The organism is Paenibacillus sp. 2TAB26, from assembly GCF_052115145.1.
Taxonomy (GTDB): Bacteria; Bacillota; Bacilli; order Paenibacillales; family Paenibacillaceae; genus Pristimantibacillus.
Genome location: NZ_JBFRGC010000003.1, coordinates 326,426 through 349,755 on the forward strand (window position 1 = coordinate 326,426; position 23,330 = coordinate 349,755).

Annotated in this window: 15 protein-coding genes and 1 riboswitch; all 15 genes read left to right on the forward strand. The window is 43.3% G+C overall.

All coding sequences use genetic code 11. From position 1 onward, the window contains the following. The first annotated feature begins 146 nt into the window (after window positions 1-146). Window positions 147-1,514 (forward strand): ABC transporter substrate-binding protein, encoded by a 1,368-nt coding sequence (locus tag AB4Z50_RS04400; protein WP_441876145.1) that lies wholly within the window; start codon window positions 147-149, stop codon window positions 1,512-1,514. 259 nt (window positions 1,515-1,773) lie between these two features. Beyond that, window positions 1,774-3,759 (forward strand): methyl-accepting chemotaxis protein, encoded by a 1,986-nt coding sequence (locus AB4Z50_RS04405; protein WP_441876148.1) that lies wholly within the window; start codon window positions 1,774-1,776, stop codon window positions 3,757-3,759. 147 nt (window positions 3,760-3,906) lie between these two features. Then, window positions 3,907-4,108: riboswitch (cobalamin riboswitch) on the forward strand. Between the two features lie 170 nt (window positions 4,109-4,278). Beyond that, a complete protein-coding gene (locus AB4Z50_RS04410; protein ID WP_441876151.1) occupies window positions 4,279-8,001 on the forward strand; it encodes a DUF4430 domain-containing protein in 3,723 nt (1,240 codons plus the stop codon). A gap of 76 nt (window positions 8,002-8,077) precedes the next feature. After that, the gene (locus AB4Z50_RS04415) at window positions 8,078-9,598 is read left to right on the forward strand and encodes an S-layer homology domain-containing protein (protein ID WP_441876154.1); all 1,521 of its coding nucleotides are present in this window, start codon (window positions 8,078-8,080) and stop codon (window positions 9,596-9,598) included. Between the two features lie 220 nt (window positions 9,599-9,818). Beyond that, window positions 9,819-11,948 carry a right-handed parallel beta-helix repeat-containing protein gene (locus tag AB4Z50_RS04420; RefSeq protein WP_441876157.1) on the forward strand — a complete coding sequence of 710 codons (2,130 nt, stop codon included), beginning with the start codon at window positions 9,819-9,821 and terminating at the stop codon, window positions 11,946-11,948. Window positions 11,949-12,134: 186 nt separating this feature from the next. After that, window positions 12,135-13,913, forward strand: a complete 1,779-nt coding sequence (locus AB4Z50_RS04425) for a glycerophosphoryl diester phosphodiesterase membrane domain-containing protein (RefSeq protein WP_441876160.1) — start codon at window positions 12,135-12,137, stop codon at window positions 13,911-13,913. Between the two features lie 33 nt (window positions 13,914-13,946). Next, complete coding sequence (locus tag AB4Z50_RS04430; protein WP_441876163.1) at window positions 13,947-14,672, forward strand: uracil-DNA glycosylase family protein; 726 nt, start codon at window positions 13,947-13,949, stop codon at window positions 14,670-14,672. Window positions 14,673-14,710: 38 nt separating this feature from the next. After that, on the forward strand, window positions 14,711-15,499 hold the full coding sequence (locus AB4Z50_RS04435; RefSeq protein WP_441876166.1) for an SGNH/GDSL hydrolase family protein: 789 nt from the start codon (window positions 14,711-14,713) through the stop codon (window positions 15,497-15,499). Further along, entirely contained in the window at window positions 15,496-16,407 is a 912-nt protein-coding gene (locus AB4Z50_RS04440) for an ABC transporter ATP-binding protein (RefSeq protein ID WP_441876169.1), read from the forward strand. Before AB4Z50_RS04435 ends, AB4Z50_RS04440 begins: the two co-directional genes overlap by 4 nt. Further along, window positions 16,400-17,371 carry an ABC transporter permease gene (locus tag AB4Z50_RS04445; RefSeq protein WP_339208052.1) on the forward strand — a complete coding sequence of 324 codons (972 nt, stop codon included), beginning with the start codon at window positions 16,400-16,402 and terminating at the stop codon, window positions 17,369-17,371. The genes AB4Z50_RS04440 and AB4Z50_RS04445 overlap by 8 nt, the downstream gene beginning before the upstream one ends. Window positions 17,372-17,413: 42 nt before the next feature. Continuing rightward, window positions 17,414-17,797 (forward strand): hypothetical protein, encoded by a 384-nt coding sequence (locus AB4Z50_RS04450; RefSeq protein WP_430063071.1) that lies wholly within the window; start codon window positions 17,414-17,416, stop codon window positions 17,795-17,797. A 1,136-nt stretch (window positions 17,798-18,933) separates the two neighbouring features. Continuing rightward, window positions 18,934-21,423 (forward strand): outer membrane protein assembly factor BamB family protein, encoded by a 2,490-nt coding sequence (locus tag AB4Z50_RS04455; RefSeq protein ID WP_441876174.1) that lies wholly within the window; start codon window positions 18,934-18,936, stop codon window positions 21,421-21,423. Between the two features lie 13 nt (window positions 21,424-21,436). After that, window positions 21,437-22,087, forward strand: a complete 651-nt coding sequence (locus AB4Z50_RS04460; protein ID WP_441876177.1) for an HAD family hydrolase — start codon at window positions 21,437-21,439, stop codon at window positions 22,085-22,087. A 4-nt stretch (window positions 22,088-22,091) separates the two neighbouring features. Beyond that, complete coding sequence (locus AB4Z50_RS04465; protein WP_441876180.1) at window positions 22,092-22,709, forward strand: NUDIX hydrolase; 618 nt, start codon at window positions 22,092-22,094, stop codon at window positions 22,707-22,709. Between the two features lie 165 nt (window positions 22,710-22,874). Next, window positions 22,875-23,330, forward strand: a 456-nt coding sequence (sigK, locus tag AB4Z50_RS04470; RefSeq protein WP_441876183.1) for an RNA polymerase sporulation sigma factor SigK, incomplete at its 3' end; no start/stop codon positions are given.

Sequence of the window (23,330 nt, forward strand, 5' to 3'; positions counted from 1 at the left end):
CTCTACAAAACTAAGCCTATGCTTACGAAGCTAGTTTTGCTCTACAAAACTTAAAGCTTAAGCTTACGAAGCCAGTTTTGCTTCACAAAACTAAGCCTATGCTTACGAAGCTAGTTTTGCTCTACAAAACTTTAGGAGGCCAAAAAATGAAAAACAAAAGCGCTTTGACATGGATGTTGTGTATGGTCTTGTTATTTTCAGTCGTTCTCTCAGCTTGCTCCGGCAATGGAGAAAAGAAAACGACTAATACTCCTTCTAATAATACAGCGACAGATGCACCTACGGATGATGCAGCCAAACCGGCTACAGAGGAGAAGCATGAGCCTGTTACGATTAAACTCATTTCATGGTCCGATTCCTACACGGAATTATACAAAATGTTTAACGAAAAATATCCTTGGATCACAATTGAACAGGTTCCTGTAAACGGCAAACCAATTATGGAGATCATCGCTACTTTGGAAGCGGCAGGAACGCCAGCCGATTTAACTTGGATCGACAGTGATTTGATCTCGTTTGACCAAGCTGGCTTGGTTGAGGATTTGACTCCTTATATCGAGAAGGATATGACATTCCAAGATATTCAGCTGCCTCAAGGATTTTTTGATACGATGACGTATAAAGACAAAAAATTGGCTGTGCCATTCGTTGACGTACCGATGTGGATACTCGTCAATAAAGATTTGCTTGCTAAGCATGGTGTTGAAATGCCAGCAAATGATTGGACTTACGATGATTTCCGCGATGTAGCCAAAAAAATTACCGATCCAGAAGCAGGGGAATATGGCTTAACGACACAGCCAGAATTTCAAATGCGCGTTCTTAGCACAAAAGCAATTGCTGACGGACATGCTGCAAACATTCATTACTTAAATGAAGATTTGACACAAAGCTTGCTCAATACGCCAGATGTAATGAACGATGTTAGATGGCTTTCAGATTTTGTGTGGAAAGACGGCTCCATGCAGAGCAATGCGAAAGCTAAGGAACAAGGCGATGTATCGAGAGAATTTATTAACGGTAAAACGGGCTTTGCGATCGGCGGAGACTGGGTGCTTCCAGGCCTCAAAAAGGATGCAAAATTTGAATGGGATGTTTTGCCTTTCCCAAGAGGAAAAGTAAGCCAACCAGGTTATAGTATTTATGGTCCGCTTTCACTGCTCAGCGGTTCCAAGCATAAAGAAGAAGCTTTCCTATGGATCAGCTTCCAATTCTCCAAAGAAGCGCAAAAATGGAAGATTGACCAAGGAGCAAATGCTTCGGTCATCGATCCTGAATTGACCGCTTATTATGATGAAACGCCAATGTGGGAAGGCAAAAACAAGGAAGCTGTTAAAATTGCAAAGGAAAATGCAAAAATACAGCCGGGCGTAACCGTTCCTGCTTGGTCTGAATACAACTGGAACAATATTTTGAATGAAATTATTTTTGATGGAGCAGATATTAATAAACTGATTCCAGAAACGGAAAAATGGAATAAGCGGACGCTAGAGGTTCGTGAATCATTGAAATAATCGGAGTCTACCTTTAGTAGGCTAATCTCGAAATCACCCTATGTCGCTTAGTTTGCGGCAATAGGGTGATTTTTTTGTATTAATAAGGTATGTGGATAGCCTAAGTTTAGTAATTCATAAACTTAGTCATATAAAATAATTAATAATTTCAATATAAATATGTATTATTTAAGAAGTTTCAATCTAATTGGTTTAATTTACATAACATTTTAGTTAAACTGGTTTAATATAGATAAATTAACAGTGGGGGTTATCAAAAATGAAGATGGGATTACGCTCGTTGACGAATAAATTTATGCTAGTCATGGCCGCCGCATTAGTCATAATCGTTAGTGTGATTCTCATGTATGAATGGAAATCTACTCGTATAGCTGTCGAGCAGCAGCTTCTGGACAAGGGTCGCACGATGGTTTTATCGCTAGCTCGAACACTTGAGAATGTTACGGAGCAAGATTTTAAAACAGGTGTTGTGCTGGAGGATGGAACGAAATGGGACGGAAACAAGCTTAAAGAGGACTTTTTCAACGATACATTGACTGTAAATCCTGAAAGTGAGAAAGTGGCTGAAAAAAGGCTAAAAGACTCATCCTATGCGGGAAAAGAATCGGTTTTGTACAATGGAGAGTCTATTCCGCTATCTCAATATGAACTGAAATATGATAGTGCCTATGACCGCTATACGGATTACCGCTGGCAAGGCATAATGGATAGTTTTCTGACCGAGGAAAATGTTATTTTTGCTATTGCAGGCGCTTATTCAGAAAATCCGAATTTTGCGGGCTATATCCCAACACATAATAGCATTTACAGCCCTATGGGAGAAGAATCAAAAGATACTTGGGGAGACGAGGGACTTCTTAGTCAAAACTACCGGGCCAATCGGATTTTTAACGACAAAACAGGCTACAATGCCGCTACGAACACGAAGACGGATGATGTCCTCCTGCAAAAATATAATAGACTCATAGACGGGAAAACGGTAGAAACGTGGGATATTTCCTATCCCTTAATTATCGATGGCAAACATTGGGGGGGCGTACGTGTTGCATTGTCAAAAGAAAAGGCAGATGCGCTCATTGCTTCAGAAAGAACGATGGTTGTCATGCAATTTGGCGGCCTGATGGCTGTTGTTTTGGTTGTTTTGTTTCTGCTATCACAATTTATGGTAGGACGTAAGCTTCGTAATATTGTTCATGCAGCAATTAATCTTAATTCTAGCGAAGCGGATCTTACCTATCGTATAGAAAATAAAGGAAATGATGAAATTGCTCGCTTAGGCGAAGAAATCAATCATTTCATTGCCCATATGCAAGGCTTAATGCGGACGATTCGGAACAATGCCGCATCCGTATCGGATTTTGCAGGTCGATTGGGTGTAGGCTCGCAGCAAAGCCGAGAGCTCTCCTCACAGCTTGCTTCCTCTGTGAATGAGATGGCAGTTGGCGCGGAAAATCAAGCGGACGGGGCAGTTGAGGCAGCAAGGTCTATGGAGGAAATGGCGACGAGCGTAGGAAGGATTGCTCATTCCTCGAGCCAAATGTCGGAAGCGTCGAACGATATGCTGCAAGCAGCGGAGCTGGGCCATGAAAAATCGGATCATGCGGTTGGTCAAATGGAGCGGCTTGGCGCGGCAACGGCTTCAATATCAAGAGTGATCGGGCAGCTTAATGAGCGCTCATCCGAAATCCAAGAGATGGCAGGCACGATTGCTGCTATTGCAAATCAGACGAATTTACTCGCTCTAAACGCTGCTATAGAAGCGGCACATGCAGGAGAGTATGGCCGTGGATTTGCAGTAGTATCAAGTGAAGTGAGAAAGCTGGCTGAACAGGCTTCGGCTCATGCGGGCCATATCGAAGAAACGATTAATGAGGTGCTAGCCTTGACTGCCGATGCTGTTGGCGCGGTCACTGCAGGAGAGCAAGAAATGGAACAAGGATTACTCATCGTTCAGGAGCTGAAGGTATCTTTTGACACGATATGGAAGGAATCCCGACTTGTAGCCTCACAAATTGAAGACGTATCTGCTTCAACGGAGGAGATGGCAGCAGGCAGCGAGGAAGTGAGCGCTTCCGTTGAATCGATGGCGCAAGTCGCCAAGGATACTTCAACTCATGCTGCGCAATCGGCAGCAGACACTGAGCGGCAAAATCAGCTCGCAGCTGAAACGCAGCAGCTTGCTTCATCTGTAAATGAGCTTTCGGAGGAGCTTCAGCGCTCGATTAAGAGATTCAAAATTGAGTAATTTGTAACTGAAGTAGATTTATGATGAAATACGAGTCATAGTCACAATAAATTGAATAGAGAATTGTACAAGTTGAAAAAAAACGGTCAGAACCTTTGTCTAATCCTTTCAAATTTGATACAATTCACAAAACAAGCACTTACAATTTCATAGAATAGCTAATATGGTGCTGCCGTGAATCTATCATTCACAAGCAGCTTAATAGGGAAGTTCGGTCAAAATCCGACGCGGTCCCGCCACTGTATCGCGGAGCAGACGATCATGTTGTCCACTGTCATATCATGACGGGAAGGAGATCGTCTAAGCAATGAAGCGAAGCCAGGAGACCTGCCATAGGAGCGCTCTATATTTCTCACGAGGATGGGAGGGAGATGTTTATTCGTGCTTTTGCAATAGGTGGATTCCTATGCTTCCATGCGCACGTGTTTATCCAAACATCTTTCCACAAACGGAAAGATGTTTTTTTGTTGCCAAAAATGATTAAAGGGAGAGAAAACATTGCTTAATTTAAAAAGATTTATGAAAAAGAGTTTACCTGCAATTTTAAGTTTTGTATTGGTGTTTACTTTATTTGCACCACAAGTAGGTAAAGCAGCAGATCATTCTGCGAATGCTTCATTGAATGAGATGATTGATAAGACGGTTGAGTATTATAAAAACAAGAAAAAGCCTTTGACATCGTGGGTGGAAATTGTAGCGCTTTGGGGCGCTGGCGTAAATTTGAACGACGGCGACTGGCAGCTTCCAAGCTGGGAGAAACAGGAGCCTACAAATCCGGTACTAAAACCGGATAATGGAGGAACTGAGCATATCCGTTACATATTCGGACTGCTTGCTATGGGCGAAGATCCTGCTCATGCGTGGGAAACAGATCGTAATCTGTATGCCGAGCTGGCATCGCAGCAAGATGCAGCCACAGGAGCAATTGGTTCAACAAACAAACATATGTGGGCAATGCTTGCCCTTGATACTGGCGAAAAGCTAGGCAGCAACGTTGGAAAATGGGATGCAGCTGCTAAGAAAAAAGCAGTAGATTTTTTACTAAGCAAGCAACTGGCTGATGGCGGCTTTGCTTACTTCGGAACGAAGTCTGATCCAGATATGTCAGGGATGGGCCTGTTAGCACTTGGAAATTATCAGGATGACAGCGCTGTTCAAGCGGCAATTGAAAGAGTGAAAAGTTATTTACAAACGATAAAGCTAAACCAAGAACATATTATGTTTAGCGACAATAACTCGAATAGTCTATCCACTGTAGTGACCGGAATAACGGCTATTGGCGAGGATATTTTGTCTGATGTCTGGACAGCGAATGGTAAAACGGTACTTGATTCTTTCTCTTTATTCCAGCTTCAGGATGGATCATTTAAATACCTTCTTAGCGGCGGATCTAATGGAATGGCGACTGAGCAGGCGCTAATTGCCCTGCTTGATATTAAATATCAGAAAACGGTATGGCATCGATTAGAGGAAATTAAACAACCTATTTCTGTTAATATGAGTGTTGATGGCGTTACGGGTTCTGTTTATGGCAAGCAACCGGTAAACTTCACTCAAATTAAAAGGCCAACAGTGTTGGATGCGTTTAAGACTGCTTTGGATAATGCCTCACCAGCAATTTCCTACAATATTGTAGACAGCAGTTATGGCCCTTATATTAAAGGGGTTGCAGGACAAAATGCGGGCACCTTTGGCGGCTGGGATGGCTGGGTGTATACAGTCAACGGTATAGCTCCGAACGTAGGTGCAGGCTCTTACAAGCTTAAAGCTAACGACGAGGTTCGTTTCTTCTATAGCCGTTATGCAGATATTACAACTGGAACAACGCTTGTAAATGGCGCAACTAATCCATCAGTTGATGTAAAGCTTGTTGGAGATGAGTTCAACAGCAACGCGCTAGTGAAGAACAATTGGAAAATTAACTCTGACGTATCGGGACTGACGATTGAGTCGATCGTGAAAGAAAGCGATCAAAAGATTAAAATTCAATTGTCAGGCAAAGCTACAGAAAAAGCAGTTACCATCCAAGCACTGGGAGCAGCTTTAGTTGGTAAAAAAGACAGCACTACAATTACGCTGCGGGTTCCTGTAACCGCTAAGCTGCAGGTAGATGGCCGTTCCAGTTCGATTTATAGCAAACAAGCAGTGACGGTGAAAAACACGGTTAAGCCAGTCACTGCATTGGAAGTGCTAAAACAAGCACTCAATCAAGCAGATCCTAAAATTAGCTATAAAATTGATGACAGCAGCTACGGACAGTATGTTTCTGCCATAAACGGAGAAGCAGCGGGTACATTTGGCGGTTATGATGGCTGGATGTATGAAGTGAATGGCATTGCTCCAATGGTTGGAGCAGGTGAATACGAGCTTAAAGAAAACGATGAGGTTCGTTTCTATTACAGCAGATGGCCGGCTATTTCTTCGGGTTCGAAGATTGCCAATGGTGCTGTAGATCCATCGATTGAAGTAAAACTTGTAGGCGATGAGTTCACTAATCAAGCAACGGACATTAAAAACTGGTCAATTGATCCAGGAAATACAGGTCTTCAAGTTAATACCTTTACGCGAGATGGAAATAAAATAACGATTTCGTTAACTGGAACTGCAACTGGCGGCGCGATTACGATTAAAGCACTTGGGGCTGCTTTTGTTGGCGGACAAGATAGTGAAGATCTAATCTCAATTGCCGTACCACGTGTTGTTGGGGATACAACGGATCAAAGCTTTGCCATCAACAAGAACGAGAAAGAGGTTGTAGTTGGCGCAGCAAGCGGTGGTCAAGTAACAAACAATGTAACCCTTACATTTGAAACAACAGCATTGCCAAAAGTAACAGCGACACGCGGTACTACAGTACTTGAAATTCCAGCTGCTACAGTGGTGACAACAACGACATGGGATAAAGCACTAGCTCTCCCAAAAAATCTAAGCATCGATGAAAGTGGTCTGGCTTCCAAGCTGGATACCGTACTATCAGCTGACAGCAAGAAAGTGGAATCCATAGCCGTTCGCATTCAAGTTGGCGGTTCTGCAAAAATTCAATTTAATCAGCATGTATCCATCACGCTGAAGGGTCAAGGCGACAAGGAAGCTGGTTTCATTGATCAAGCAGGTGTATTCACGCCAATTAAGAAATACGCAGATTCATCCGTTCGTACGGATGAGGTTTATGCTTACAAAAAAAATAACGATTTAGTTATTCAAACGAAACATTTTACACAATTTCTTGCTTACAAAACTGCTGCTGTAACCAATCCTGGCGGTAGCGATGGCGGTACTGCTCCAATTGTTCAGAAGGTTACACTGTCCGTTGAGAAACGTTCGATAAACGAAGGCGATTTCGTTGCACCAATTACGGTAACTATACAAGATGGAGATACTGCTTTTACTGCACTGAAACGTGCACTTGAAGATAAAAGTATAGCAATTGATTACTCTGGTTCAGGCTCAAGCACTTATGTAAAATCGATTGGCGGTCTTGCTGAATTCGATAAAGGCAAGGAAAGCGGCTGGATGTACTCCGTTAACGGCGTTTTCCCTAAAATTAGTGCGGGTTCCTATACTTTGAAAAATGGAGACGTGCTGCGCTGGCAGTATACGAAGGATCTAGGTAAAGATCTTGGCGCTCCAACAGAGCCAGGTGAATCAGGTGGAATAGGCGGAGTAGGCGGTGGCGATAAGCCAGAGCAGCCTAATGCGACGAAATACTCAGATGAATCAAAAATTGCAAGCTGGGCTTTGGAAGCAGTAAACAAAGCAACTGCACTAGGCTTCATGCAAGGAACAAGTACGAGCAATGCAACATTCGAGCCTAAACGTAATTTGACACGTGCTGAATTTGCAGCGCTAATGGTTAAGTACTCCGGAGCTGACCCTATTATGGAGGATTCCGGCTTTAAGGATGTTAACAGTGGGGCATGGTATTATGGTTATGTTAAAGCAGCCAAAGAAAAAGGATTGATGTCAGGTGTAACTGAAACTTCTTTTGCACCGAACCAACCGATTACAAGACAAGAAATGGCTGCCGTTTTAGTTAGACTTAAAGGTCTTGCTGATGAGAATGCGCCACAAGCAGCAATTAAGGACCGTGACGCTGTTGCAGCGTGGGCTGTTCCTTATGTAAATGTAGCGTACCAAAAAGGTCTGATGACAGGAGATAACGGCAAGTTTAATCCACAAGCTCTTGTTACACGTGAGATGGCAGCTGTTACGATCATCCGACTTCATGAATTGAAATCATAATTTACTAAGCTGTCTCGTAGGCTATTGCAATAGCTGCGGGACAGCTATTTTCTTGAAAGGAGAGTGTGGATTCAGGATGAACAAAAAATCCGTATCACTTAAATCGTTATTATTGTTGGTTATATACGCATTAATGCTTTCTTGCGTCAGTACGGCTCTGCTGCCTATGCAGCGCGCGGCAGCGGCAGAAACGATGGCGGTAGAGAATGAAATGACATCAGCTGCGAAACAAATCTTAAGCAGCGGTACCATTAGCGATTGGGAAGCGATTGCCTTATATCGTTCTGGTCATGCGGTGCCAGCAAGCTATTTGAGCGGGCTGACTTCTTATTTAAAAGAGAACAAAGGTGAATTCCGCAAAGTAACTGACCTTGAAAGAATGGCTATTGCGATTAGAGCGGCAGGTGAAGATGCAGCCTCCTTCGCTGGCTACAATCTCATTCAAAGCATCTACAATCATTCGAGAATGACGAATCAAGGCACAAATGGCGTGATTTTTGCATTGATTGCTTTGGATAGCGGCAATTATGAGGTGCCAGCAAGTGCCTTATGGACACGTGCGAAGTTAATAGACTGGCTGCTCAGCCAGCAAAATACTAGTGGAGCATTCCCACTATCGGAGAAATCCGAGGATAATTTAGATATAACCGCCATGGCGATTAGCGCACTCGCTCCTTACCAAGAACAAGTAAAAGTGAAAAGTGCAATCGACAAAGCTGTAAAATGGCTGTCTTCTGAACAGCAAGTAAATGGCGGCTTTAACGCGTTTGGAGACGACAACAGTGAGAGTGTAGCTCAAGCTATTATTGCTTTGGCAGCTGTAGGAATTAGTCCAATGGAATCCAGCTTTATGAAAAAGAACGGGAATCTCCTAACGAGCTTATTAAGGTTCCAGCTTGCGGATGGTAGTTTTGCACATGCACTCGGTCAGCCATCAAATGAGATGGCAACGGAGCAAGCGTTGATGGCGTTAGCCGCGTACAACCGCTATAGCAAGCAAAAGCCGGCGTTGTTCAACATTTCGGCGGATACAGAATTGACGGGCAGCAAGCCGCAATTTGTAGACAATAACCTCATTTCCGTATGGGCCTATGATGCTGTTTATAGCGTGTTCGAAGCCAAAGTTATGGTAGGGGTAAGCGGTTCGGAGCTTCGCTTTGATCCGAAGAAGCAGATGACAAGAGCTGAATTCGCAACCTTGCTCATCAATCTATTGGAGGAAGCCCCTGCTAATGAAGCAGCAAAAGTGTTCAAGGATATTCAGCCTGGCGCATGGTATTACGGAACCATTATGCGTGCCAAGGAACTGGGCATCATTCAAGGGATTACAATAGACTCGTTCAAACCGAACCAAGCGGTAACAAGACAAGAAATGGCGATCATGATTGCCAAAGCTTTCAAGCTTAAGGGCAGCACAGATTCACTTCCTTTCAAAGACGAGAGCAGCATTCATGAAAGTGCAAAAGCATACGTCAATGCCGTATATGTGAATGGCTTGATGCAGGGCTCGAACGGCAGCTTTAATCCAAAAGCGGTCGTTACGAGAGAAATGGCAGCCGTAGTAGCAGATAAACTGCTGGAATTGCCGGCAGCCTAAATTCAGAAGAAGCGAAATGAAAGAGCAAGCTGCTCTTTTGTTTCGCTTCTTTTTTTGCATCTTACTACATAGGAAGGAAGCCCCTTTTTTCACTAAACGAACCAAATTCAGGATTTTGTTCTTTATAAAGAATATTGGTAGTGGTATATTTAAGAGGTTGAAAGGAGGAGCACTTATTTCTTGCAATCAGATGATTTGAACCGCAAATAGGAGGCTTAAAGTGAATATATTAAAGCTAGTCATGTCACTAATGCTCGGATTACAGCTATTGCTAATACCTAATCAGGCTTCGGCAGAAGCGTCGGATTCCAAAGACTATTATCTAATTGAACTTTCTAAGTTTGGCATTTATAACGATGGCACACATCCTATTGAGACAACAAAGGGCATTAACAATGCACTGCAATGGGCGGTTAAAAATGGGAAAACGACGACGTCACTGCCGCCGGGTACCTATTTAATCGATAAAGCTAACCGGATTAATATGGTCAGCAATATGGTGTTTGATCTCCCGATGGATGCGGTGCTCCAGAAGGAAACAAATGATAAAGAGTCGTATCAACTCATGTATTTGGGATATGGCGTTCATAACGTCACGCTGAGAGGCGGGACCTATGCAGGTGACAGGGAAACACATAACTATTCTAAAAAAGACAATAAGCACAGCTCAGGCACACATGAAGCTGGTTATGGCATTTTTACACAAGGAGCTTATGATATTACCATTGACGGTGTGAAATCGATTAATTTTACAGGCGATGGTCTCATACTAGGCGGTTATGGCACGATGGTAAAGGATTTGTATGAAGATCATTTTGTATTAGGCGCATTCGATGATAAAGGAAAAAATGTCGCGAATGCCAAAAAGCTTCGAACGAAGCAGCCGCTTAATTTTACAAACACGATTTTTAAAACGGAGAAGCAATTTGAACTGTCGAATGCGATTAAGCTGCCGTATAAATTTGATATCTTCTTCTATAAAGCGAACGGAGCTTTTATTAAGAAGCTGGCAAATGTGAAGGTGCGCGAGCTCATCGACATACCTGAAGGAGCGACGCAGTTCCATCTTGTATTTGAACAAGCGACCAAAAAAGGCGCCTATGTTGAATTTTGGAACAAAAGTGTAACGAAAAACGTGGTTGTGAAAAATTCTGAATTTGCTTATAACCGTAGGCAAGGGATTACGGTCGGCGGTGCTGATCAAGTACTTATTGAGAACAACGTTCTTCATCATATCAAGGGGACAATGCCGCAGTCGGGAATGGATGTAGAAGGCGGTTTTGGAGAGAACGGACATCGCAACAGCAATATTACGATCAAAAGCAATAAATTTCACGATAATGCTTCGTACGATGTCATTCTTTATGATGGAAAAGACGCAATCGTAGAAGACAATCATTTGGCATCAAAAGGTGCGATTGGGCTAGCCATCTCCGATCCGTTTAAAGGGGCTATGATTAAAGGCAATCACTTTGACGGCTCGCGCATTGCCGCGGCTCATGATGCCACATTTATCGATAACAAGATGAATGATTCCTATACGTCGTTTRCGGGTCCTAATATCAAAATAGATGGAATGACCTTTACGGACTCTATGTTTTTAATTAGTGCGAAGGATGCTTTTGGAGTGAGTGCATCGAACATCGTTATGAATAACAACAAAAAGAGTGATTCTGGTCTATCGCTTTGGGGAAAACCGATTCGATTGAAAAACATAACGATTAACGGCGAGGGCAAGCTTAGGGTTGTAACGGGCGGTATAACCGAGGGCTCGATCATCGATAACTTAAAGGTAACCGGCTTTAATACCGATTCCGGGTTAACGCTGCCTCCTGCCACATATAACAACTGCGAATTTATCGGAGCCGCGGGAACGGGTAAATTTGGATCGATTGCGATTTCACAAGCCGGCAAATATGTGTTCGATGGCTGTACCTTTCAATCACCGCCAGCGCTTAGCACATTAGTGATTGCTGAACATCCGAAGCTTGATTTGACGATCAAAAATTCGACATTCGAGCTATTAGGCAACTCTCAAGCCATTAGTGTACAATCGGCGAAAAACCTGCTGCTGGAGAATAATACGATTACAGCGGAAAAACTAACCTCCGATAAAACAGAGATTGTGCGCATCAACGATTATTGGAAACGGAATAATCCGCATGACGTTCTGAAGGCCGTAATTAGAGGGAATACGATTACAACCAATTTAGCTGCGATCGGCATCACCACGTTATATGCGGGAACAGGAGCACCAGCCTATCTCATTGAAAACAACACCTTATACACAGCTAAGCTGGTTCAAAAGAAAAACGATATTTTGAAAAATAATTCGATTAAGAAACAATAGGCTGGCAAACGTTAGCTTTTATAAAAATGAGCATCCGTTTTCTTCAATTGAAGAGAACGGATTTTTTATTGTATTTTTCCGATTCGACGCGGGGGTAGGTAAATAGCTATAATAAGGAAATGAAGTTGCTTAGCAATTCCATTTCTTGCTTTATTGATTACCATACAATGAATAGGATGAATGTTCATGCTCAAGCGGCTTGGTAGAAGTATCCGTGACTTTCGTGAAACGTATAAGCAACATTTGTTGTTTGAATATTTATTTATGCTCCTAACGAGCTTTATCATCATTCCGATTATTTCCTTTATTTTTAACCGTATGCTTCGTGTACTTGGATCGGGCTCTGTATTGAATGGCGATGTTTACAAAATTGGTCTGAGCTACACGGGCGTTGCTGGATTAATCGCGATTTGTTTAGTAGCTGTACTTGTGCTTTTTATCGAGTTTGGCGTGGTCATTACGATTTCTCAGCAGCATTATTTTGGCAAACAGGTATTGATCTCTGATGCCGTGCTGACGACGCTGAGACAGACGCCTAAACTATTTGGATTCGGCTTGATTCAGCTGTTGTTTTTCCTATTGTTTCTTGTGCCGTTTATTGAATCGCCGCTGTCAACTTCCCTTTTTGCACAATTTAACGTCCCGATATTTTTTAACAGCCGCGTCTTGAGCTCGTCTATGATGATGCTTTCTTTATACGGCTTGTTGCTTTTGGCGGGCGTGTACACCATCTTGAGATGGATTTTTGTTTTGCATTTCATTATGATCGAAGACAAATCCATTCGAGTAGCAATTAGAAGCAGTCTCTTATTGACGAAGGGAAAGCGGTTATCGATCTTTGTTAATCTGTTTTTGCTAAATGTGTTCGTATTCGCGCTTGGTTTTGTCGTCATCTCGTCTGTTGCATATTTGCCAGCGTGGCTGGACATCAATGTGCTTAAAGCGGTATCAAATCATTATTCATTAACGCTGACAACGGTGCTAACTTATATGTTCACATTGCTGCTCGTGCCGATTAATATTATCTTTTTGACAAGGCTCTTCTATCACTTTAAACGTACACGAGGCGTAATGCCGCGAGATCAGCTCCGTTTATTCAAAAATGGCTGGGTTGGCCCGCTTGAGCAGCGTCTTATGACTTTTCTAAAAGGCAGAACGAGGAAACGAGTGCTCTACAGCTCTATATTGGCTGCTTATTTAGCGCTTGCGCTGTTTGTCAGCTATGCTGCTAATGATCAATTGGTTTATGTAAAATGGAGCGTGCTCTTGTCTGCTCATCGCGGCGATACGCTCGTTGCACCGGAAAACTCGCTGGAGGCGATTCGCAGCTCAGTGTCGCAAAGCATTGATGCCGTTGAAATTGATGTACAGATGACAAAGGACGGCGTAGTTGTACTGAACCATGATTATAATTTACAGCGTATGGCGGGTGTGCCGAAGCGGGTGAGCGAGTTGGATTATGACGAAATTGCGAGGCTGAACATTGCCAAAGCTGGCGGTGAACCCGATGAAATTGTGCGAATCCCCATGTTATCCGAGGTGCTTGGAGAAGTGCTGGGGAAGTCGAAGCTGATCATTGATCTTAAGCCATACGGTTCAGGCGAACAATTGGCTGAGCATGTTGTTGCATTAATTGAACAATTCGATATGGTGCAGGACTGTTATATTCAATCATTTGATCGGTCTACGCTTCAGCATATTCGGTCACTGAACCCTGAAATTAAAATTGGCCAAATTTTATATTTTGCACTTGGTGATCTTTCGCTTCTTGATGTTGATTTCTATACCATTGAACAGATTATGTTGACAGAGCAGCTCGTGGAGCGTGCGCATAAAAAAGGCCGTGAGGTATGGGTGTGGACAGTTAATAGCGAGCGAAATTTAAAAGAGGTGCTTAAATTCGAAATCGACGGGATCATTACCGATTATCCTGCGCGTGCACACAATATGGTTGAGCTGAAGTAAGAACATACAGATTGAGCGGAGGGGCGGTTAACGGTGACACAAATTGAAAAATATAAACCTTTTATTGAGTCGCTCCCGCCCGGCAGCTTGTCCAAGGAGCAGCTGTTCGTGAAACAATTGCTTCTTCACGAAGAGCAGGACATGTCGATTTATTACGTGCCTTACGAATATGTGAATACCGCTGCTAAAGTGATGATTATCGGCATTACGCCAGGCTTTACCCAAATGGAGGTAGCCATACGCAGTGCGCGGGAGGATCTTGTAAACGGGGTGTCTTATGACCTCATTGATCAACGCGCGAAGAAGCTTGCCAGCTTTGCAGGCTCTATGAGAAAAAATTTGATCGACATGCTTGATCAAATTGGATTGGCAGCAGCACTTGGCATAAAGAGCAGCGAGCTGTTATTTTATGAGCTTAGAGATTTACTGCATACAACTTCAGCAATAAGGTATCCCGTGTTTATAAAGGGTAAAAATTACACCGGGCACAGCCCTGTTATTTTGAAATCAGAGACGCTTTATCACTATGCTGAGAGTATCTTTCTTCCAGAATTGCTGGCGGTAAAAGATGCGCTTGTCATCCCGCTTGGCAAGTCGGTATCCGATGTAGTCAAGCATTTTGCTGACAAGGGATGGATAGATAAAGAAAGATGCTTATTCGAAATGCCGCATCCCTCAGGAGCAAATGGTCACAGAAAAAGCCAGTTTGAGCAGAATAAAGCACAGATGCAGCAGCAAGTGATTACATGGTTCAGCTAACTATATAACAGCTACAGAAATGGAAAGGCGTGACGGGGATGCATAGTAAAAAAGTTCGTATGATTACCTCTTTTGCGTTTCTAGCCAGTCTTTTATGGATATTTGCTTTAGGCTGGTCGATAAAGGATTATTTATTCGGAACAGCGAGCCAATCATCTGTATCGCAAGATACGGAACAACCAGCAGAATCAACAAGCGGATTAAAGATTATTGCATTAGGGGATTCGTTAACGAGAGGAACAGGCGACATTGAAGGAAAAGGGTATGTGGGTTATGTCAGCGATCAACTGAAGCAGTCCGGTACAGATGTTTCCTTAATTAACTTAGGCATTAAGGGACTTACCTCTTCAGAGCTAGTGGAGCAGATGAAACAAAAGGAAATCGAGCGGCAAATTGGACAAGCAGACATTATTCTGATGACCATTGGCGGCAACGACTTATTTCTCGGTGGTCAATCGCTTTCGGATCTGTCTGAGGCAAGCATTTCGGGATTAGAAGAAGCGTACTTGAATCATCTAAAAACGATTTTGACGAGCATTCGTGCCGTTAATACAGAAGCGACCGTTTATTTGCTTGGATTGTACAATCCGTTCAGCGAGTTCCAAAATGGTGAGTTAATGTCGACTGTGGTTAGGAACTGGAATAGTAAAACTGCGGAGACAATGGCGCAGCATTCGAAAGCCGTTCTGGTTCCGACCTATGATTTGTTTCAGCTGAATGCAGAGAAACTGTTATTTACGGATCATTTTCACCCGAATGAGATAGGGTATCGCTTAATGGCTGAGCGGGTAGCCGCGTTAATTGCTGATGCAGGAGGACGATCATGAGCGACATTACATTAGCAGTTCAGGGGTTACGGAAGGTGATAGGCAAGCGGACGATCATCAAGGACTTAAGCTTTGAGCTGAAGCGCGGCGAAGTGTTTGGTTTTCTAGGCCCTAACGGAGCAGGAAAAACGACGACGATTCGGATGCTGGTCGGCTTAATTAAACCAACCTCCGGCACCATCCATATATGCGGCTTGGATATTGCGAAACATTTTACAAAAGCGATGCGGCATTTAGGATGTATCGTAGAAAACCCAGAGCTGTACCCGTTCCTCAGCGGAATGGACAATCTTCGCCACTTTGCCGTTATGATTAATGGAATTACGCAGGAGCGGATCAATGAGGTTGTTGCGCTTGTTGGCATGCAGGATCGAGTGAATGATAAAGTAAGCACCTATTCACTTGGGATGAGGCAGCGACTTGGGATCGCTCAAGCACTGCTTGGCAAGCCTGATGTCCTCATATTGGACGAGCCAACGAATGGGCTTGATCCATCGGGCATCAGAGAAATGCGTGCTTTTATAAGGTTTCTAGCCGAGGAAGAAGGATTGACCGTGCTCGTATCGAGCCATTTGCTGCATGAAATTCAATTGATGTGTGACCGGGTTGCGATTATTTCCAAAGGCGAGATCATTCGAGTGGATTCGGTTAAGCAGCTGCTGTCCAGCGAAGAACGTCTAGTATGGCGGCTGCAGCCGCAAGCGCTGGGACGATCGATACTTGGCGATGTTACGGCTGTACTGGATGAGACAACGGATACGGTTACGACRGCTTACGTTGAACATGCAGTTGGCGAGTGGAATCGCAAGCTTGTTGAGGCTGGGGTAAGTGTGCTGGAGATGAATCGGAAGCTTCCCGCGCTTGAAGATCTATTTCTTGAGCTGACAGGAGGCGAGTCGATTGATTAATCTCGTTCAAAATGAAATGACGAAGCTGGTCGGCAAACGACGTTTTATCGTCATCTCGATTATTATTATCGTTCTTCTCTCGATGTTTACTTATGCGCAGGCGAAACAGGCGGAATCCATAAAGGAGCGGCTGGGTGATGTGGATTGGCGCACCGAATTGCAGCAGCAAATTGTGGATATGCAAAATCGGTTGAGCAGCGCAGGACAATGGCGAGAGCAAATTCAAATTCAAATCAAACAATCCGAATATTATTTGAACAATAATGTGAATCCCTCTGAGCCGGGAGCGCCAACCTTCATTAGAGGTTTTGTTCAAAACTCGGCGGAGCTGTTTCTCCCGTTGCTCATCATGATTATTGCGGTAGATATCGTCTCCTCAGAGCGGAGCATGGGAACGATTAAGCTGCTGCTTACCCGCCCTGTGAGCAGGTTTAAAATATTGCTCAGCAAATATATCGCGCTGATATTGTCCGTTTCCTTAGTTATTTTCATTTTCGGTTTGTTGTCTTACCTCATCTCTGCCGTTATGTTTGGCAATCAGGGCTGGTCGGCTCCCGTATTAACCGGCTTCTCCACACAAGGCGGCGAGCTTGACATATCAGGCGTCCGCCTGGTGTCACAATGGCAGTTTATCATTCAACAGTTTGGACTTGCATGGTTTATCTCGCTTGTAGTGGGAACGTTATCGTTCATGCTGTCTATTCTGATGAGAAGCAGCGCAGCCGGGATGGGAACGATGCTCGCATGCTTAATCGCAGGTGCTATTCTTAGCAACATGGTATCCTCATGGGATTCGGCCAAATATTTGTTCATGGTCAATCTTGGTTTGATGGACTATGTCAGTGGATCTGCTCCTCCAATCGAAGGCATGACACTTGGCTTCTCGCTTGCCGTGCTGGCCGCTTGGATGGTCGGTTCGCTGCTCGTTTCGTTTACGGTGTTTATGAGAAAAGACATTTATTGATCGTGCTGCAGGTTGTCTAACTCATCCTAAAATGCTTCTTCTATGCATAAGCATGTAATAGAGAGGAGCGTGATAAGGTTGGACAAAACGGTACGCAGATATTACCAGCAAAAACAAAAGCAAAAAGAAATAGAGCAGGAGCTGACAGAACTCAGGCAGACCATTATGAGCTACTTGGCTGAGCAGGAAGCAAATGAGCTGGAGATTGGGAGCCATAAAGTAAAAGTGGTTGTGCAGGAGCGTAAGGAATACGACGACAACAAACTTTATGAGGCGCTGCCAGATCCGGAGCTATGGCGAATGTTATCGAAGCCGGATGGCTCAAAAATTGCAAGCCTGGTCAAGCTGAACGTCATTAATGAGGAAAAGCTGAAGGATACTTTTTCTACAAAGACGGTTAAGCTGCTTCAGGTGGATAAGAAGTAAATTTATGAAAGGACGATTCGATCAAACGAATCGTTCTTTTTTTTGTGCGCGGCATTTGAAGCTCGCAGGGGGAAACGGATTGTTAACATCGACGAGGTCATTCCGCCGAATTGCCTCTAAGGCGCGGATTTTGAACAAATAGAACTAGAAATTAACTCTATTTTGCTCAAACTGACCAAAATCGGATAAATAGAACTAAAAACTATACTTATTACTGCGCATCCTCAGCCGAATGGCCTCTAAAGCGCGAACTACACAGAAATAGATCTATAAACTAGCTCTATTTCGCTCAAACTGACCAAAACGGGACAAATAGATCTAGAAATTAGTCTTATTACTGCGTACCTCCCGCCGAATTGCCTCAAAAGCGTCAAACACACAGAAATAGATCTAGAAATTAGCTCTATTTCGCTCAAACTGGCCAAAAACCGCTCAAATAGATCTATAAACTAGTCTTATTACTGCGTGGATCCCGCCGAATTGCCTCTAAATGCGCGAACTACACAGAAATAGATCTAGAAGTTAGCTCTATTTCGCTCAAACTGACCAAAACCGCACAAATAGAACTAAAAACTAGTCTTATTTTTGTTTGCCTCCCGCCGAATTTCCTCAAAAGCGTCAAACACGCAGAAATAGATCTAGAAATTAGCTCTATTTCGCTCAAACTGACCAAAAACGCTCAAATAGAACTAAAAACTAGACTTATTACTGCGTGGATCCCACCGAATTGCATCTAAATGCGCGAACTACACAGAAATAGATCTAGAAATTAGCTCTATTTCGCTCAAACTGACCAAAATCGCTCAAATAGATATAGAAACTAGTCTTATTACTGCGTGCATAAAGCAACTAAATCGCCATCCTGCTAGGTCAAGAAGGAGGTAATGCAACAACAAGCTTCTAAAGTTCTCACTAATCGACGTTTCTCAGTGAATCAGAGAGCTGATACTTCATATAGACTCTCAAAAAAGTCGTATCAATTCTTAAATGGTCAGAACTCTCTGAATCAACTTATAGACAACATGTAACTGTCATCCTAAACGCAACTTTTTCTTCACTCTAGTCGTCATACTTACCAAATAAAGCCAAACTACGGGTGCATTAAATTTTTAGTGTGCAATGGAGGCCTTGTATTTATGATTATCAAAAAATATCAAACGACAGCAATCGTTGTGCTGCTCGCCTTGCTCGTTGGATGTGAGGGCAATGCCATTAACGACATGCCATCAAATCAAGTATCCGCTAAGGAAACACCCGCGAATGCTGTGCAGCTCGTCCAAAAAGAAGAAATTGCAACTCCTATACCGATTACGATCGACACGATTAAGAGTGAAATAAAAGATGATTTAACCCAAGATCAGGTTCATACGCTTTTTGGAATACCAGCATCATCTGGAGAGAATTACATCATGATGAACGGTAAAATGAGTGTCATTGATCAATACATATATGAAGAGGGCCACTCAAAACTCGTCATTCAATGGTCCAAGGAAGGGCAGCTGCTATACGCAGTGTTCTACGATATGGATGCTTCAGGGAAACGCAGGAGCTTCCTGTCTGCTATTAAGGGGCTGTCGTCATCCTCATCAGAAAATAATCTTGTAGCTAGAGAGAATGCGATAGAGCTGGATAAGCCAGTTACATTATATATGAACACGAATGCCTATGAGTGGTGGGGAGGAACACGAGCTGTTAAGTTCATCTCTGTAGATGCACGGGCAAAATATAAAGTCGTTACATTGTCGGATGATTTTGCCGAAATTCAGGACGAATCGGGATACGGTGGGTTTGTACCCGTGTGGTATTTAACAAAAGAAGCCGCTCAAGTGAAAGATATAGCACCTCTATCGTTAAAAGCAAAAGAAAGTGCTAAAGCGAAGTGGTATCCGAATTCACAAGGTGATGCCACAACTATGAAAGAGGGAGATACCCTCTATGCTTACAAGCAATATGGGGATTGGTATGGAGCTGCCGTACCGGATAGTGCCGAAGGTGATAAATCCTATGGCCTTCTATGGATTCGTAAGGATCAAGTAACGTCAGCTGGTGCTGCTGCGCCTTTGTTTGAGATTGAAAATAGCAAACAAGCGGTAGCTGCTGCTGTGCGGAGTGTACTTATGCCTGGTCTTGAGAAAGCTCGCGTGAAGGCTATCTTTGGTGAACCTTCGTTCGAAGAGTCTTCCGAAAATGTAGCACCATTAGAAGAAAAAGCTCGCACCCTTCCATTATGGCGTTATGAGGGTGAGCAAAATGAGCTTATCGTTGCTTGGTCAGAAGCGGGGACACTTCGGTATTCGATATACCGAGACTCCCCCGAACTAATTGCGCCACAATATGGTGTTAGTGCTCAGGGGCCTCTTGCACCTTCGCTGCATATGCAGTGGGATTGGCGCTTCAAGTCCGATCTCGGATTCAATTTTCTACTTGAGAAGGTTGGTAATGTTCTGCTCATCGCAGGCGAGGATGGCGGTTTCAGCGGAATGCACAATAATTCGAATATATATGCGCTTGACTCAGCTACGGGTCGCAAGAAATGGCAGTTTGATTTTGGCTTTGGAAGACATGATTACGGTTTATCGCAAGATAAAGAACGAATAGCGTTTCTTAAGAGCTCTATGCAAGAAGACCGTCCAGTTCATACGCTTCAGGCATTAAAGACAGCTACCGGACAAAAAATGTGGCAAAAGAAGATAGACAATGGTAAGGATGTAACCTCATTTGCTGTATCCAAAAACGTGATCTCAGCCGTACAATCAAAGCGAATCAGCACAACGGAAGAAAAGTTTACTTATGATCTCATCGGGTGGAGCATGGGAACAGGCAAGCAGCTTTGGAATATTGAGCTAGCTCAAGAATCAGAATTGGTTCGTGATGTCGGCAATCAAGATGTATTGCTTATGCAAGTAGGTCCGGATATTAATCCTGTCATTTTGAATGAGCTGCAAGCATACGATCCGTTGACTGGAAAGGTGCTCTGGAAGAAGCCGGAGCGTAAAGCGGCCTCAGATCAAGAAGTGACGGATAGTGTTCGTTATGCGGAGCGTTCGAAAGCTTTTTGGACGAGGACGGTGGATGAATTAGTGTTAGTAGATGCCAAGACAGGCAAGGATGGGCTTCGCCTGCCTCTTGCCGGTTATAGCCGTTACGACATTATTGATGAAAATTATATGTTTCTACAGCAGTCATCTGATAACAACTTGTATAGTGAAAACGTGAAAAGCTCTTTAATTGATGTAAAGTCAGGCAGGCCGTTATTTACACTAGAAGGAAGAGCTGAATTCGGGAAAATAGAAGGAAGCCTGTTATATTATCGCCTGAATGGTAAAGTGATGTCTTTTGATTTGAAAAAGGAAGAGCAGCGCTGGACATCATCGAATGATCCTGGCAAGCAAACGGATGGGGCTTCAGTTGTTCATTATGGCGGCAAGCTGATCGGCGTCTTTCCGGGTCTCGGTAATATGTATGTGTTAGACGAATCGACTGGAGAAGCAGTGAATAGACTCTCAGACGTTAAAGTTGGGTATTACGATTTTACGCCAAATGAACTGCTGAGTGGTTATTTATCGGTTATTGATGGGCAGCTTTATGTAGGCTCCTCGAATGGGTATTTTAGTAAGATAAAATAGAAGGAAGTGTGTTATGCCAATTGATGCCGTATTATTTGATTTTGATGGGACTTTAGCAGATACTTTGCCATTATCGTTTAAAGCTTTTAACACCGTGTTCAAAACATACGACAATCGAGATGTTACGAATGAAGAGCTCATAGCGATGTTTGGTCCAACTGAAGAGGAGATCATTGCAAATAATTTCAGGAATGAAGAATTCATTTTACAAGCGATTATGGACTATTATGCGATATACAAGCAAGGGCATTTTGATACCATCGAAAAGGATCAGGCTATTATTGATTTGCTAGAACATTTGAAGGGAAAGGGGATCAAAATCGGAGTCATCACAGGAAAAAGCAGGCGAGCGTTCCAGATTTCATCTGAAGCGCTGAATTTAATAAGTTACTTTGATGTGGTGATTACTGGGGATGATGTTGTGAAGCCCAAACCTGATCCCGAAGGTATATATAAAGCGTTAGAAATCCTTGGCGTTGATAAATCCAAAACCGTATTTATTGGCGACAGTAATGCGGATATTGTGGCAGGTAAATCTGCTGGCTTACGGACCTATGGCGTGCAATGGCTGTCAACGTTCCAAAGCAGCGTGTTTGATATACCGCCCGATGCTATTTTCAGAAGCGTATCTGAATTTCTTGACATCATGATGGAAGAGGGATAAACCAATGGAATTGAAGTGGTTGGAGTGGGCGAAACAGATGCAAGCGATTGCTCAAACGGGACTTACGTACACGAAGGATGTTTATGATATAGAACGTTATGAACAACTGCGGCAGATGAGTATAGAAATGATGATGAACTATACTTTGGTCAGTCAGGAGAAAATTGCTCTAACTTTCGCAAGTGATTCTGGTTATGCGACGCCAAAGGTCGATATTCGTGGTGTGATTTTTAAGGAAAATAAAATACTGCTTGTTCGCGAGAAGCTGGATGGCGCATGGGCATTGCCGGGAGGCTGGGCGGATATCGGTTATTCGCCTTCGGAGATTGCAGTGAAAGAGGTCAAAGAAGAATCAGGGTTTGATGTTGTGCCCGTTCGTTTACTCGCTGTATTGGATAAAAAATTCCATGATCATCCGCCTGAGCCTTACCATGTATATAAGTTTTTTATACTTTGTAAAATCGTTGGTGGAGAGGCCGCTGGCGGAGTAGAAACAAGTGCGGTTGATTTTTTTGAGATGGATCAATTGCCAGAGCTGTCTGCGGAGAGAAACACCAAAAAACAGATTCAAACGTTGTTTGAGTTTCTGGAAAATCCAAATAAAGAGATTATTCTTGATTGACCTGTTGCAATAATCGGGATCGTAATATTTAATATATACCTTGAGATGAAGCGGGTTTATTTTCAATTGTCGAAATACCGTACATGCACTTCTAGGCGGCTACCCACATATAATGGAGAACAGACTTCAGTGTTCATCTGTAATACATCGTGGGGGTGACTGAGCATGCCAGGATTGTTTTCGGCAATAGCACTATTTATTAAACAGCTTTCGCTACTTGTCTCTTATGTCAAAAATAATGCTTTTCCCCAGCCTCTTCAAGAGGAGGAGGAAACTAAACATCTGCAACTGATGGCGGAAGGTAATCAACGTTCACGGAATCTTTTGATCGAACATAACCTTCGACTTGTCGCTCACATAGTGAAAAAATTCGACAATACTGGGGAGGATCTCGAGGATTTGATCTCGATCGGGACGATCGGATTGATAAAGGCGATCGAGAGCTTCCAAACCGGGAAAGGGACGAAGCTCGCTACATTTGCTGCTCGTTGTATCGAGAATGAAATACTTATGCACCTTCGGTCTTTGAAGAAGACTAGGAAAGACGTATCACTTCATGATCCAATTGGAACGGATAAGGAAGGCAATGAAATTACGCTGATCGATATCCTCGGTACTGAA